The organism is Bacillus sp. 5mfcol3.1, from assembly GCF_900114335.1.
Lineage (GTDB): Bacteria > Bacillota > Bacilli > Bacillales > Bacillaceae_G > Bacillus_A > Bacillus_A thuringiensis_S.
This window is the reverse complement of the sequence record NZ_FOST01000002.1, coordinates 1,535,094-1,548,944: the sequence shown is the minus strand read 5'-3', so window position 1 is coordinate 1,548,944 and position 13,851 is coordinate 1,535,094. Positions and strand designations below refer to the sequence as shown.

Sequence of the window (13,851 nt, the reverse complement as noted above, 5' to 3'; positions counted from 1 at the left end):
AGAGGATACTAACTAAACATTTACACTCCACACTAGTAATCTAGCAATACCAAAATCAAAAATCACATGGAATTGAGGGATGTTATGAAACAGAAATTAGCTGTTCTTCTATTCACTGGAATCATATTATCAGGATGTTCAACTATAGCAGAGAATTCTTTAGAAAGCGGGAAAGGCAGTATGGAATTATTAACACCAACGATTACAGCAAAAGACAATGAATTAGAAATTAAAACTAAAGGCATTGATGAAAATAAAGTAACTTTTATTTATGTTGCTAATAAAAAAGTGTTGGAACAAAAACTAAAAAATGGTGAATCCTACAAACTTAACATTAAAGATATCGAACACGCTCATAGGACGGACTACAAACCAAAAGTTCAACTTTTACAAACGAAAGACGATGATGATGATGGAGAAATAGTAACCTTCAAACAAGTTAGATATACAGTTAAAAACTGATTTTAAAGTTGTTTCATTATAAATGTAACAAAAGAAAATATACTTTTAACAGTAGATAAATGTAGGGGGTGCTAACATGAAAAAACGATGGATTTCTTGGTGGATTGGTAACATATTTTGGATTATCGTTTTTGGAATATGGGCAGCTCTTATTTGGCTACGAGATGTTGATGGGGCCGGTGTTACTCAAACACCCGAAATTAAATCAATATCACTTATCGTTTTATTAATCACGTTTATCATACCAGTATTTTTTCAAATTATATGGCTAATCATTAATTTGAGAATGAGTAAAAAAAATAATTATACGATTTAGCTTTTTGAATTAATAAATGAATATTTTTCATAAAAAAAGAGAGGAATCTACATCAAAATAGATTCCTCCCTTTTACATTTGGACTTATACTGCGCTTTTAATGCATCACTATTCCTCTTTTTTACGATGCATGTTCATCTTTCTTCTTCATTAACGCTCTTTTCTTCATCGCCTTCGTTAAATATCCACCCTTAAACGAGCGAATTTCATACGAAGACATAAACGCTTTCGGTGCAATTTCATTAATGATTTCTAAAAGCTCTTTCTCTCTAGAACGCTTTGCGACGATATCTAAGCGATAACGTATAGAATTAATACCTTCGCCTTCAAATACTGTAACGCCAAATCCAGAGTGACGTAATTCGTCTACTAATTCATTACAACGGTCTAGTAAACTAACTTGATACGTAATATAACCAATTGCTAATTTATTCTCTATATAACCGCCTAATAATAGTCCTGTACTAAAGCCAATGACATAGGCAACGATGTTCATCCAATTTGATAAATCTTGAAACACAATACCTAAACTGACAATGTAAATAGCCCCTTCTAACAATCCAACACCAGCAGCGGATCTTGTTTGATTCTTTACAAGCAAAATCGTACGGATTGTTAAAATGGGAACGTAAATAATTTGAAGCACAAAAATAAGTAACGCTTGTAACATTGGTATCCACCTCTTTCAAAAAGTCTTTTGTCATAATAACATACATAACCTTTAGAAATCGATGGGTTTTTTAAAATTTTTTTATTATTTTTCATACTATTGAAAAACACAAAAAAGAAGCGTATTATATTTGTCGTTAATTTGATTACTTGTATATTATCGCTAAACTAAAAAAGGAACCCGATTAGGTCCCTTTCATCATAGCTCTATGTTTTTCGAAGCATGTTCCCTTTGCTTCTCTTCTTCTTTCACTAACTGCATATTTGCATACGCTAAATTTGCAATCATTAAAAAGTGACCACCTAAAATACCTGTACCAAATGCCCACATTTCCATTTCATGCTCAATTTCATACATGATGATAGCTCCTAAAATAGCAGCTGCAAATCGGTTTAAAACTCCTAATCCAGGAGCCTTTTCCTTCATTACGATACTTTTCCCGAGTTTCTCCACTCTGCGAGCTAATAACCAAAGACAATAGGCGCTTACTGCTAATCCAATACCGAACCCTGTCACTTGTTTTCCAAACGGAGTAATCGTCCACATAAGTAGTAAACCACTAAAGATCACATACAATTGTAATCGATATACACGTAAGGCTTCTTGAATCAAAATATCCGCTCCTAAGTTCTCATTTTTTGTACTTTAGAAGAAAAGCAGCAACTTACACAGTTGCTGCTTTCTCTTCTTCTTGTTCTTGTTCCATCTTACGAATTTCAACACGTTTAATTTGGTAAGCGTCTTTTTCTAACACTTTAAATTCATAACCTTCCGCCTCAACGTGTTGTCCTTCTTCGATTTCATGATTTTGCATCATAATCCATCCACCGATTGTATCCACATCATCTTCTTCGATGTGTAATCCAAATAAATCTTTCACTTCTGAGATAAGCACTTTTCCATCAACAATAATATGTTGCTCGTTCACATGTTGAATTGGTGGTGCTTCATCTTCATCATATTCGTCACGAATTTCGCCGACGATTTCCTCCAAGATATCTTCAAGCGTTACAATTCCAGCTGTTCCTCCGTACTCATCATATAAAACAGCCATCGGAATTCGCTTCTTCTGCATTTGAAGTAATAAATCGTGAATTGGAGTCGTTTCCATCACTTCAATAATCGGACGCATATACGAGCGAATAGATGATAAATCTTTTTGATCCTCGGTCATATATCGAATAAAGAAATCTTTTACGTTGACCATACCGATAATATCATCTTTATCTTCTCCAAAAATCGGATAACGTGTGTATCGCTCATTTTGGATCACTTTCATGTGTTCTTCTACTGAATCTTCCAGGTAGAAACCAACGATTTCTGTTCGCGGTACCATAATCTCTTTTGCAATACGATTATCAAATTCAAAAATGTTATTTACATACTTGTATTCAGCTTGATTAATTTCGCCACTTTCATAGCTATCTGAAAGGATAAGACGTAATTCTTCTTCTGTATGAGCTACTTCATGTTCTGAAGCTGGCTTTAAACCGAATAAACCAGTTATCACACGAGCTGAACCGTTCAATACCCAAATAAATGGATACATTACTTTATAGAACATCATTAATGGACCTGCCAATAATAACGTTACCCTTTCAGCCTTTTGAATTGCCATCGTTTTCGGAGCTAATTCCCCTACTACAACGTGTAAATACGTCATAATCATAAAAGCAAGACCAAATGTTAATACTGATGAAATAGAAGGATTTAAGTTCCATTTCTCAAATAACGGGTGTAATAACTTTTCAATTGTCGGTTCACCTAACCAACCTAATCCCATAGCTGTAACTGTAATACCTAATTGACAAGCAGATAAATATTCATCTAAATTTGTTGTTACCTTTTTCGCTGCTAAAGCACCGCGTTTTCCTTCCGCAACAAGCTGATCGATACGGCTTGAACGTATCTTTACAATCGCAAACTCTGCTGCTACGAAAAATCCAGTAAATGCGATTAAAATCGCAACCATGACTAAATTAAATATTTCCAATGAATCCCCTTAGTTAAAAAACTAAGGTGTCCACCTCCTGTATACTATAATGTTTTCTTATTTGTTTGTTAGAAAACATAGCCCGATACAAAAATTAAAGAGGTCGGATTTCACTTATTCTATAATAATAGAGCAAGTGTCTGTATTAAAGCTGTCGTTTGACCAGATAAAGATTTCGATATTTTTTCACGTTGTGAATCAGTCAATCCATCTAAAAGCGGCTTTAACTCAGTAAGCTCCACTTCTAATTGATGAATATGGTCTGTCACTTCATCCACTTGTTTCGAAACGTGTTCATTGATACCGAGCAGCTTCTTCTTCTCCTCGATTTTCTCTTTAATCTCACAAAGCGGCATATGCATTTCTTTGCACTTCTCAATAAATTGTAATGTCTCAAATGCTGTTTCGTCGTAATAGCGATAATTAGATTGAGATCGCTCCGCTTTTAAGATACCTAGATTCGTATAATAATCAATCGTTCGTTTCGACACGTGAGCCATGAGAGCCAACTGTCCGATTCGATACACCTTCCCAACGATCTTCCCCCCTTGTTTATATTACTTACATCATACAACACATAAACTGTACAGTCAAACGTGACGGTTTATTATTCACAATTTATACAAAATTCCAATCTCCTCCTATGATGATTCAATACGAGTAATCTACACTTATACAATAAAATTACTAAACTACTACCTAATCACTACATTGTCTGCCACTTTTAACCTTTCTTATTTAAAAGCATATCCTACTAATAATGATTGCTTGTATAGGAGGGAATTAATATGAAAAAGACAATCATTTCTCATTTTTATAATGAAGAATACCTACTTCCATGGTGGCTTATGCATCACACGAAAATATTCGATCACGGCATTTTAATTAATAGGGGGTCTACAGATCGTTCCGTAGAGATTTGTAAACTATTAGCACCCCACTGGGAAGTACGAAATTCAAGATTTCTTGAGTTTGATCCAACTAATACTGATATTGAAGTGATGGAAATTGAAAGAGAAGTTTCAGGTTGGAAAATCGTTTTAAATACTACTGAATTCTTTTGTTGTAATAATACTGAAGAATTTTTTTCATCTCTTCATACACTAGGCCAAAACATGTATGCGATTAGAATGATTTTAATGATAGATAATCATAATTATAATTATTCAAAGCCTAGATATTCTATCCCCTTAGTAGAACAGCGATACCACGGTGTCTTCCCTTATAACCCAAATCTCGGATGTGCTTGGAGATTTATTCACAATCATCTAGACGGTGCATATTTACCTGGTAGACATCATTCGCGACACGGATATATAATTTATGACTATCCTTCATTTATTTTAAAATTTTATTTTAGCCCTTGGAATGAACAATCAAAGGCAAGAAAATTACAAATTACACCTACCCTTTCAAAAAGGGGTATTCAAATGGGACTTCAAACGCATTACGGTCAATCTCCTGAAGTACTGGACATACGTTTTTTAGAGCTTAGTAACCTAACACAAGACCTCCGTCATAACCCTGAATATCAAGAATTATTTCCAAAATTCAAACCGTAATATTTTCTGCATCGTCATCACCTCAAACATTTTCATTCACTTAATCAAAAACAATTTCATTTGCATAAAACATGAATACTGTATAAATAATAAATTTTTATTTTAGGAGGAAAAAATGAAAGCTGTTATTCTTGCTGGTGGGTACGGTACAAGAATTGGGGAAGAAACACATTTAAAACCGAAACCTATGATTGAAATTGGAACAAAACCTATTCTATGGCACATTATGAGTTTGTATAGTCATTACGGGATTACTGAGTTTATTATTTGCTTAGGCTATAAAGGATATGCAATTAAAGAGTTCTTTCTAAATTACAACTTACACATGTCTGATTTCACAATACAGTTAAACGATAATACAATTACTAGCCATTCTCATCGTGTAGAACCATGGAAAGTTACACTAATCGATACTGGTGTAAATACCGAAACGGGTGGCCGAATGAAAAAGATTCAAAATTATGTCGGAGACGAACCTTTCTGCCTCACTTATGGTGATGGATTAAGTAATGTAAATATAAAAGAACTTATTACATTCCATAAAAAACATGGAAAAATGGCTACTGTTACTGCCGTACAACCTCCTGGTAGATTTGGTTCTCTCATATTAGATAAACAGTCTGTAACATCTTTTCAAGAAAAACCATTAGGTGATGGCGGATGGGTTAACGGTGGATTTTTCGTTTTAAATCCTGAAGTTTTCAATTACATTAGTGGAGATAAGTCTGTTTTTGAAACAGACTCTTTAGTTCAGTTAGTAAACAAAAATGAATTGGCCGCATATCAACATTCTGGTTTTTGGCATCCGATGGATACATTGCGCGATAAAAATAAATTAGTCGAGCTATGGGAAAGTAATAACGCTCCGTGGAAGGTTTGGTAATATGGCTTCATCATATTTTTGGAATAAGAAAAAAGTATTTATTACGGGACATACTGGATTTAAAGGCTCCTGGCTCACCCTTTTCTTAAGTTCTTTAGGTGCAGAAGTAGTAGGCTTTTCTTCTCATCCCCCATCCATTCCTAACATTTTTGAACAAGGTAACGTAGCAAAAGAGTGCACGACAATGAAAGGCGATATTACAGATTACCATTCTTTATTTCATGCCATGAAGCAGCATAAACCTGACATAATATTTCATTTAGCAGCTCAGCCAATCGTAACCGCTTCATACAAAAACCCTATCGATACATTCAAAACGAATGTTTTAGGTACTGTTCACGTGCTAAAAGCAGCAAAGTCCATCGAAAGCGTACGTGCCATTATTAATGTGACAAGCGATAAATGTTATGAGAATGACGGTAGTGGCGACCGAGCGTTCGTGGAAAATGACCGACTAGGAGGTTTCGACCCTTATAGCGCTAGTAAAGCTTGCGCTGAAATAGTGGCAACATCCTATCAAAAATCATTCTTCCGCACTAATACCCAGAAACTCGCCTCAGTCAGAGCTGGTAACGTCATCGGCGGTGGTGATTGGGCAGAAGATCGATTATTCCCTGATATCATTCGGGCATATTTGCACAATCATACTTTGTGTATTCGAAACAAATATGCCATCCGTCCGTGGCAACATGTTTTAGATCCTCTACATGGCTATATCCTTTTAGCTGAAAAACTTTGGAGTGATGCTAAATATGCAGAAGCATGGAATTTCGGACCGATTAATGAATCTAGCAGAACCGTAAATGATGTCATTCAATCCGTAATGAAATTATGGAATAAACGACTCACAATCCATTCTCCCTCTACGAAAACTCCTTATGAATCACCAATTTTAACACTCAACAGTACAAAAGCAGTAAACAAACTCGGCTGGACTCCTAAGTTATCAACAGATGATTCTATCGTTTGGACTGTTGATTGGTATAAAAAATATGCATCCGGTGAAAATATAGAATCTTTCACACGACAACAAATCGATGCATTCAAAAATTTATAAGGGGGCTATAAAATGGAACAGAAAAAATGCCGTTTTTGCCACTCATTACTAACCAACACTTTTTTAGATTTGGGCGTTTCCCCTCTTGCTAATTCATTTGTAGCTCCTGAAAGCTCATATAAAATGGAACCTTTTTATCCGCTGCACACATTTGTTTGTAACTCTTGTTTACTCGTACAACTAGATGAATTTGAATCTCCACAAAATATTTTTCATAACTATTTATACTTCAGCTCTTACTCCTCAAGTTGGCTACTACACGCTAAACAATATGTAGAAATAGCGATTAAGCGTTTCAACTTAACGAAACATTCAAAAGTGATTGAAATCGCAAGTAACGATGGGTACTTATTACAATACTTTAAAAAAGAAAATATCGAGACATTGGGAATTGAACCCGCGAAAAACGTAGCAGAAATTGCTATCAAAAAAGGAATTCCTACTCATGTGAATTTTTTCAGTAATGACTTAGCAAAAAAATTGCCACAAGCTGATTTAATCGTCGCAAATAACGTATTAGCACACGTTCCAAACTTGCATGATTTTGTTGCCGGTTTAAAAACGTTATTAAAACAAGATGGCACGATAACAATTGAATTCCCACACTTATTAAACCTCATATCCTTTAAACAGTTCGATACTATCTACCATGAGCACTTTTCCTACTTCTCACTTATAAGCCTTCAAAAAGTTTTAAGTTATCATCATTTACAAATTGTTGATGTAGAAGAACTTTCAACGCATGGTGGTTCCTTACGGATTTTTGTAAACCATCTAAGTGCCCAATCAACTATCCATTCCAATGTTACAAAATTAATTCAAAAAGAAGTCGACCACGGGTTAGATACTTTAGATTGCTATCTCCTTTTTTCTAAACGCATCGAACAATTGAAAATAAATATTTTAAAGTTTTTTATTGAAGCGAAAGCTTTAAACAAACAAATTATCGGTTACGGTGCTCCAGCTAAAGGAAACACCCTTTTGAATTATTGCGGGATAGGTAAAGAATTTCTAGCTTATACAGTAGATAAAAATCCTCACAAACAAAATCTCCTTTTACCAGGAACTCGTATTCCAATAAAATCTCCAGCAGAAATTAAACGTACAAAACCAGATTACATTCTTATACTTCCTTGGAATTTGAAAGACGAAATTATGAAAGAATGCTCTTTCATTCGTGAATGGGGCGGTAAATTTTTAGTGACGGTTCCAGAAATTGAGGTGATCGAGCCATGAAGAAAGTTGTTGTAACAGGTGGTAGTGGCTGGATAGGTAAATATGTTGTACATTCACTTATACAAAAGGGATATGAAGTGCACGCCACGTATAATAAAAATAAATCCTCTCACCTCCCTTGCCATTGGCATAAAGTAAACTTGCTTCGCGATGACGTAGTAAAACAATTCATTTCCGACGTTCAGCCTAGCCATCTCATTCACCTTGCTTGGGAAGCAGTGCCACCAGCATGCTATGTATCTATTAATAATTACTATTGGCTAAAGTCTAGTATTTCATTGATTCAATACTTCACAACATACGGCGGAAAGCGTGTTGTCGTTGCAGGTACTGGCGCAGAATATGAATGGTTTAACGGCGTATTATTTGAAGATTCGCCGCTTCTTTCTTATAAAACCCCGTATTCATTATGTAAAAACACACTGCACTCCTGGTTAGAAACGTATGCACAACAAACAGGCCTCAGCATGTGTTGGAGCCGCATTTTTCATATGTATGGACCTTACGAACAAGGTAATCGGCTCGTTTCTAACATTATCACTTCCTTATTAAAAAATGAGGAAGCACTATGTACACATGGAAAACAATCGAGAGATTTCCTCCATGTGAGTGACGTCGCTGACGCTCTCGTAACAATATTAGAACATGGCGTTACAGGCACCATCAATATCGCTTCAGGTCAATCTGTACAAATTAAAGAACTAGCTTCTATCATCGCTAAAAAAATAGGAAAAGAACATTTAATTAAACTAGACGCGATTCCTTTCTCTAAGGATGAACCTTTATTTGTCGGCGTTAGTGTAGAACGTTTAAAAACTGAAGTAAACTGGAAACCAACATACGATTTAAATACAGGAATAGAAGAAACAATTTTATGGTGGAAATCATTTATACAAAAACATAACGATATGCATCACTAAAACGTAAATCCTTTGTTCCTCTCGCTAATTCCTTATACCATTCTTCTAATCTTTCCGGCGTAATAATATGGTGCGTCCCCATTCCCCCATGCTTACTAGCTTCAGAAAGAGTCGGACCAATTTGTAACTTTCTCTTTCTCATCACATCGTTCCACGGACTAAATCCAAACCATAATATACAAGCAAGGGGCGGATAAATCATAGATTCATGCGCGGATAGATGTCTTCCAACCGTATAACTTCCATGTTCATGATTATGAATAAATCTACCTCTTCTCCATGACGGCCAATCTTCTGGTAAATAACCATGAAATCGCTGTTTCATTAAAGGTATTCCAAAGTTAAGGTACGGATAGTTGTAGTTAGGATCATCAACCATAATAAGCCCGTCCAGCCAATACATCCTCCCTCCCAATTCATTTAGTGATTTCCAAAACTGATTTTTATCTTGCATGCAAAGAAACTCAGTCGTATTTAAAACCATTTTCCATCCTTGTACTTCTTGTTCTATCCTCATCACTTCATGATCTGTCGCATATGCATCAAACTTTGGATTTACAGAATCTCGCACTTCCCAATGCGGTGCGAATTTTTTACAAATCTCAACGGAACGATCTGTTGAACCTTTATTAATTAAAATACCATGATCAAACAGTTTCGTGTGATGCATAAGCCACCATGGTAGTAAATACTCTTCGTTATAAAAATGAGAAATAACGGTTCTAGTTATTACAATCTCCTCCTCTTTCTCTATTAATCTACTTTTTACTCTACAACCAATATACTCACAAACAAAAAATATGTGTCCTAATTATTAAACAAATAGTATTACTAATATTTTTGTAAGTTTTCCTTTGGTGTCCAGCCCTTCTCATCATCTGTTCCTTCTCACCAAACCCATCCTTTCCAGTTATACTTCTCTTCGTGATAAAACATCCAGTTTTCCCAGTCTTCTGGACCAACGTAACTCTCTATCATTTTCACTACACCCCTCTCTTCTAAGCGAATTGGATTAGGATAATTGCTAACATGTGATTTTATAACGATATATTTCATAAGAACCTCCAATAAACTGAAAATTAAGTTATAATATCATTATAAAATTATGAAGGAGGAATGCACTCATGTACTACAACACTTCATTCGAAAACGATCAACCTGTAGGCCGTCTATAAACTAAGACGGGCATTCATTTAGCACATACACTATGCCTCGTCTTAGGGAGCTCATATTACCCTAAAAATAGACGGAGGTATTTCAAATGAAACAAACAATTTTAGGAGCTATATACTTATCACTAGCAGCAAGTATATGGGGCGGTATGTATGTTGTTAGCAAATACGTACTCGATTTTATCCCACCACTAACACTCGTTTGGCTACGCTTTATTATCGCTTTTGTTGTTTTATATGGCATTTTGAAACTAGCTGAGAAAAAGCAAAAGAAAAAAGTAACCATTCGCAAAAAAGATTGGCTCCTATTTGCTTGGATTGGATTTATCGGCTATTTCATTTCGATCACATGCCAATTTATCGGAACAAAATTATCCGACGCTCATACAGGCTCGTTAGTTACATCAGCTACACCTGCATTTATGGTTATATTTGCAGCGCTCATTTTGAAAGAAAAACTAACTGCTCGTAGACTTTTATCTACTATAATAGCGACAATCGGTGTCATTATCGTAATCGGATGGGATATTGAAATCGGCTCCTATTTTATCGGAACAATCATTTTAGTTGGAGCCGCTATTACGTGGGCTTTACTATCTATTTATGTAAAAATCGCTTCAATCCAATTTTCATCCTTAGTTATTACAACGTACGCAATTTTCTTTTCACTCTTTTTTATTACACCTTTTATGATATGGGAGCTACAAGCGGCCTCTATCGGAACAGTAAATACGTACGTAATATTAGGCATATTATACTTAGGAATCGTCTCAACAGCAGGTGCCTTTTTCCTTTGGAATAAAGGATTAGAATTACTGGATGCAAGCATCGGCTCCTTATTTTTCTTCTTCCAACCTATCGTTGGATCGTTACTTGGTTGGTTGCTCTTAAATGAAACATTAAATAGTAACTTTTTTATTGGTGGTATTCTTATTATATGTAGCGTTTTAATTACTACTTTTGAAAAGAAATAAAAAGCAGGCAGAGATTCTTAGTCTCTGCCTGTTCGCATTATTGGATCTTGGTCGTGAAAACCAATACAAATCGGTATATATCATAATACTTCGCTTCTATTTGCTCTACTGCTAACGAAAAGACATCCTCTTGCATCTCTTCTAAATACTGAAATATCTCCACACTAAATACTCCTCACTCTTTACGCACTCCAATGCGATGGACGAGACAATAATTTCGGTAATTTCGTATGTTTGTCCCCTCTAGCAGCATTAACTTGAACTTGCGTCAGAAAAATACTATTAGTAAAATCAGCCCCGCGAATATCTGCATCTCGCAAATCTGCTCCGATGAGATCTGCCCCTCTTAAATCTGCACCATTTAAGTTAGCCGCAATTAAGTAAGCTCCTCTTAAATTTGCACCTTGTAAATTTTTCTTTTTCAGATTCGCTCCCATAAGGTCTGCTCCGCGGTGAATGATTCGTTTCTTACGCGCAGTATTCATTTCCTTCCATACTAATTCGCTCGTTTCTAAAAGAAGAATGTTCACCTCTGCCCTATGCATTGGAACATTTATTTTCATTAACTCATCTGGATTTAAATTCGAAAGTCGCTCTGTCTCCTCAATTGCGTTCTCCAGCTCTTTATGAATTGGCTGTGTTGCCTTTAAAAGAATCGCCTCATTCAAATACCAAAGCATTTCATGAAGTTGATGCATAACTGGAAAAGCATCGTACATTTTTCTTGCATGCTTTGCATCTTTCCGCCAATCAATCCCTTTAAACGTACCCTGAGAAATCTTCTGTCCAGCACCGAAACACTCAAATACTGTACAACCTTTATAACCTTTTCCTCTAAGATTTTTATGTATACTACATTTAAAATCTGATTGTAAGTTGGAACATGGTTTACCACCATCTTTATTCACTGCAAAATCTACCGATGCTGCGAACGGTAATGCAACGCAACATAGACCGAAGCATTTTTCGCAGTTTGCTTTTAAATGATCGTTATGATTAGTCAAAATCTATACCCCCTGTTGTCTTTTGACTATTTCATAATATTCCAACTGTAATAAATAATCAATTTTAAAATAAACCAGCATCTTTCGTTTCAATTCATAACTTTATCATTCGATTTCCTTTCAATTGAAAAGGACTATTTCTATTTAATGAATTATAATTAAATTATAAATTTTCTAACTAAAAAGGAGACTTATTATGGCACTAGAAATGAAAACAAACTGTCAAATTTGCGATCAATCGCTCGAACAAGATTCTGAAGCATACATTTGTGTATATGAATGTACATTTTGCGCACCATGTACAGAAGAAAGACATAACGTTTGTCCAAACTGCGGCGGCGAATTAGTACGTAGACCGAAAAAGAAATAATAAAAAGCAAAGCGATATCGCTTTGCTTTTGTTTAGGCATCTAAAATTATATATTTAAAAACTTCACACAAACAGGCTCTGGCACAACAACATCAGATTGTAAAAGTGTTAACTTACCTGTAGATTCATCTCTTGAAAATAACACAAGATTATGTGACTTTTCATTTGTAGCAACAAGGAACTTTTCAGTAGGATCTAATACAAAGTCTCTTGGCCAATTTCCTTCTGTAGATGTGTGTTCAACAAATGTAAGCTGACCTGAATTTTGATCTACGCTATAAACAGCGATACTATTATGACCACGATTACCTGCATATACAAAACGGCCGTCAGAAGAAATATGAATCGCACTTCCTTGATTATTTTCATCAAATTGTTCTGGAACAGTAGAAATATACTGTAATTCTGTAAAGGATCCTTCTGCAGGATTATATGTTAACACAATAACCTCTGAACTAAGCTCCGTCATCACATACGCATACTTTCCATTCGGATGAAAAGTAATATGTCTTGGACCACTTCCTGGATTTACAGATAAACGATTCACTTCTATTAATGTACTATCTTTTACTTCATACGTAATTATTTTATCTATCCCTAAATCAACGCCCACTACATATTTTTCATCAGGAGTGTACCCCGCGTAATGTGCATGTGGTTTTTCTTGTCTTTCTTTATTCGGACCTGAACCTTCATGCGCCATAATAGATGAAGCAGGATTTACAGTTCCATCTTCTTCATTTATTTCAAAAGACTCAATCGTTCCTTTATGGTAATTCGCTGTAACTACTGTATGATTTCCACTATCAACACTAATATGACAAGGAGAAGCACCTTCTACTACTTGTCTATTTCTCGCTTTTAGTTCTCCAGTATGACTATCAATGGAATACGCAGCTACACCGCCAGATTCGCCTTCCTTAACAACAGAATAGAGATATTCATTATTTTGGTTAATCGTTACATATGTAGGGTTATCCAGCTTAGCGGCAAGTGTTACATTACTAATTTTTTTTGCTTCTGTGTCTAAAGTAAACTTATATATTCCTTCGCTATTTTCTTTCGTGTAAGTTCCAACATATCCAATAAACTCTTTGTTATCCTTCATTTTCATAACCCTCTCTCCCTATATTTTACGTTCATCATGCTTCTTAAAATATTTTATGTTGAAAGAGTATCCAAAAAAATCGGAGTACTTCTTTATACGTTACCATATTTTCTTGGTAAATAGC

18 protein-coding genes are annotated in these 13,851 nt (G+C 35.3%); 9 read left to right on the top strand and 9 right to left on the bottom strand.

What is annotated here, in order from left to right; genetic code table 11:
* Positions 1-66: 66 nt before the first annotated feature.
* Both BM089_RS17410 and BM089_RS17405 read left to right on the top strand, forming a co-directional pair.
* The gene (locus tag BM089_RS17410) at positions 67-462 is read left to right on the top strand and encodes a hypothetical protein (protein WP_002041528.1); all 396 of its coding nucleotides are present in this window, start codon (positions 67-69) and stop codon (positions 460-462) included.
* 76 nt (positions 463-538) lie between these two features.
* Positions 539-778 carry a DUF3923 family protein gene (locus BM089_RS17405; protein ID WP_016512531.1) on the top strand — a complete coding sequence of 80 codons (240 nt, stop codon included), beginning with the start codon at positions 539-541 and terminating at the stop codon, positions 776-778.
* Positions 779-899: 121 nt separating this feature from the next.
* On the opposite strand, the gene BM089_RS17400 is transcribed toward BM089_RS17405, so the two are convergent.
* The 4 genes from BM089_RS17400 to BM089_RS17385 all read right to left on the bottom strand — a co-directional run bounded on the left by BM089_RS17400 (position 900) and on the right by BM089_RS17385 (position 3,968).
* Entirely contained in the window at positions 900-1,448 is a 549-nt protein-coding gene (locus tag BM089_RS17400; RefSeq protein ID WP_000938441.1) for a DUF2179 domain-containing protein, read from the bottom strand.
* Positions 1,449-1,646: 198 nt separating this feature from the next.
* Entirely contained in the window at positions 1,647-2,060 is a 414-nt protein-coding gene (locus BM089_RS17395; RefSeq protein ID WP_000613876.1) for an ATP synthase subunit I, read from the bottom strand.
* A gap of 52 nt (positions 2,061-2,112) precedes the next feature.
* Positions 2,113-3,441 (bottom strand): hemolysin family protein, encoded by a 1,329-nt coding sequence (locus tag BM089_RS17390; RefSeq protein WP_000402258.1) that lies wholly within the window; start codon positions 3,439-3,441, stop codon positions 2,113-2,115.
* A 119-nt stretch (positions 3,442-3,560) separates the two neighbouring features.
* Complete coding sequence (locus BM089_RS17385; RefSeq protein ID WP_075719021.1) at positions 3,561-3,968, bottom strand: MerR family transcriptional regulator; 408 nt, start codon at positions 3,966-3,968, stop codon at positions 3,561-3,563.
* 261 nt (positions 3,969-4,229) lie between these two features.
* On the opposite strand from BM089_RS17385, the gene BM089_RS17380 reads away from it, so the two are divergent.
* From BM089_RS17380 to BM089_RS17360, 5 genes are all read left to right on the top strand, one after another.
* On the top strand, positions 4,230-5,003 hold the full coding sequence (locus BM089_RS17380; RefSeq protein ID WP_000750972.1) for a glycosyltransferase family 2 protein: 774 nt from the start codon (positions 4,230-4,232) through the stop codon (positions 5,001-5,003).
* 115 nt (positions 5,004-5,118) lie between these two features.
* Complete coding sequence (rfbF, locus tag BM089_RS17375) at positions 5,119-5,886, top strand: glucose-1-phosphate cytidylyltransferase (protein ID WP_090977536.1); 768 nt, start codon at positions 5,119-5,121, stop codon at positions 5,884-5,886.
* A 1-nt stretch (position 5,887) separates the two neighbouring features.
* The gene (gene rfbG, locus BM089_RS17370; RefSeq protein WP_090977534.1) at positions 5,888-6,943 is read left to right on the top strand and encodes a CDP-glucose 4,6-dehydratase; all 1,056 of its coding nucleotides are present in this window, start codon (positions 5,888-5,890) and stop codon (positions 6,941-6,943) included.
* Positions 6,944-6,955: 12 nt separating this feature from the next.
* A complete protein-coding gene (locus BM089_RS17365; RefSeq protein WP_090977532.1) occupies positions 6,956-8,179 on the top strand; it encodes a class I SAM-dependent methyltransferase in 1,224 nt (407 codons plus the stop codon).
* Complete coding sequence (locus tag BM089_RS17360) at positions 8,176-9,099, top strand: NAD-dependent epimerase/dehydratase family protein (protein WP_000758373.1); 924 nt, start codon at positions 8,176-8,178, stop codon at positions 9,097-9,099. The genes BM089_RS17365 and BM089_RS17360 overlap by 4 nt, the downstream gene beginning before the upstream one ends.
* Here BM089_RS17360 and BM089_RS17355 read toward each other — a convergent pair.
* Both BM089_RS17355 and BM089_RS31125 read right to left on the bottom strand, forming a co-directional pair.
* A complete protein-coding gene (locus tag BM089_RS17355; protein WP_090977530.1) occupies positions 9,068-9,880 on the bottom strand; it encodes a glycosyltransferase family 2 protein in 813 nt (270 codons plus the stop codon). The two genes, BM089_RS17360 and BM089_RS17355, sit on opposite strands and share 32 nt — an antisense overlap.
* A gap of 107 nt (positions 9,881-9,987) precedes the next feature.
* Positions 9,988-10,155 carry an SH3 domain-containing protein gene (locus BM089_RS31125; protein ID WP_000875292.1) on the bottom strand — a complete coding sequence of 56 codons (168 nt, stop codon included), beginning with the start codon at positions 10,153-10,155 and terminating at the stop codon, positions 9,988-9,990.
* Between the two features lie 205 nt (positions 10,156-10,360).
* Here BM089_RS31125 and BM089_RS17350 point away from each other — a divergent pair, with 205 nt between their 5' ends.
* Complete coding sequence (locus BM089_RS17350; RefSeq protein WP_000814761.1) at positions 10,361-11,245, top strand: DMT family transporter; 885 nt, start codon at positions 10,361-10,363, stop codon at positions 11,243-11,245.
* Positions 11,246-11,282: 37 nt separating this feature from the next.
* On the opposite strand, the gene BM089_RS31780 is transcribed toward BM089_RS17350, so the two are convergent.
* Both BM089_RS31780 and BM089_RS17345 read right to left on the bottom strand, forming a co-directional pair.
* Positions 11,283-11,408 carry a hypothetical protein gene (locus BM089_RS31780; RefSeq protein ID WP_254904540.1) on the bottom strand — a complete coding sequence of 42 codons (126 nt, stop codon included), beginning with the start codon at positions 11,406-11,408 and terminating at the stop codon, positions 11,283-11,285.
* Positions 11,409-11,427: 19 nt separating this feature from the next.
* Positions 11,428-12,249, bottom strand: coding sequence for a pentapeptide repeat-containing protein (locus BM089_RS17345; protein WP_000181428.1), 822 nt, complete (start codon positions 12,247-12,249; stop codon positions 11,428-11,430).
* Between the two features lie 196 nt (positions 12,250-12,445).
* Between BM089_RS17345 and BM089_RS17340 the strand changes: the two genes are divergently transcribed.
* Positions 12,446-12,619 carry a DUF1272 domain-containing protein gene (locus tag BM089_RS17340; RefSeq protein WP_001162788.1) on the top strand — a complete coding sequence of 58 codons (174 nt, stop codon included), beginning with the start codon at positions 12,446-12,448 and terminating at the stop codon, positions 12,617-12,619.
* A 46-nt stretch (positions 12,620-12,665) separates the two neighbouring features.
* Here BM089_RS17340 and BM089_RS17335 read toward each other — a convergent pair whose 3' ends face one another.
* The gene (locus BM089_RS17335) at positions 12,666-13,733 is read right to left on the bottom strand and encodes a lactonase family protein (protein ID WP_000782225.1); all 1,068 of its coding nucleotides are present in this window, start codon (positions 13,731-13,733) and stop codon (positions 12,666-12,668) included.
* Positions 13,734-13,851 lie beyond the last annotated feature (118 nt).

Bases quoted from the DNA above. Each gene is read 5' to 3' on its own strand.
- BM089_RS17380 (WP_000750972.1), top strand. From the start codon at position 4,230: ATGAAAAAGACAATCATTTCTCATTTTTATAATGAAGAATACCTACTT.
- rfbF (WP_090977536.1), top strand. From the start codon at position 5,119: ATGAAAGCTGTTATTCTTGCTGGTGGGTACGGTACAAGAATTGGGGAA.
- BM089_RS17340 (WP_001162788.1), top strand. From the start codon at position 12,446: ATGGCACTAGAAATGAAAACAAACTGTCAAATTTGCGATCAATCGCTC.
- BM089_RS17400 (WP_000938441.1), bottom strand. From the start codon at position 1,448: ATGTTACAAGCGTTACTTATTTTTGTGCTTCAAATTATTTACGTTCCC.
- BM089_RS17405 (WP_016512531.1), top strand. From the start codon at position 539: ATGAAAAAACGATGGATTTCTTGGTGGATTGGTAACATATTTTGGATT.
- rfbG (WP_090977534.1), top strand. From the start codon at position 5,888: ATGGCTTCATCATATTTTTGGAATAAGAAAAAAGTATTTATTACGGGA.
- BM089_RS17350 (WP_000814761.1), top strand. From the start codon at position 10,361: ATGAAACAAACAATTTTAGGAGCTATATACTTATCACTAGCAGCAAGT.
- BM089_RS17410 (WP_002041528.1), top strand. From the start codon at position 67: ATGGAATTGAGGGATGTTATGAAACAGAAATTAGCTGTTCTTCTATTC.
- BM089_RS17365 (WP_090977532.1), top strand. From the start codon at position 6,956: ATGGAACAGAAAAAATGCCGTTTTTGCCACTCATTACTAACCAACACT.
- BM089_RS31125 (WP_000875292.1), bottom strand. From the start codon at position 10,155: ATGAAATATATCGTTATAAAATCACATGTTAGCAATTATCCTAATCCA.
- BM089_RS17360 (WP_000758373.1), top strand. From the start codon at position 8,176: ATGAAGAAAGTTGTTGTAACAGGTGGTAGTGGCTGGATAGGTAAATAT.
- BM089_RS17335 (WP_000782225.1), bottom strand. From the start codon at position 13,733: ATGAAAATGAAGGATAACAAAGAGTTTATTGGATATGTTGGAACTTAC.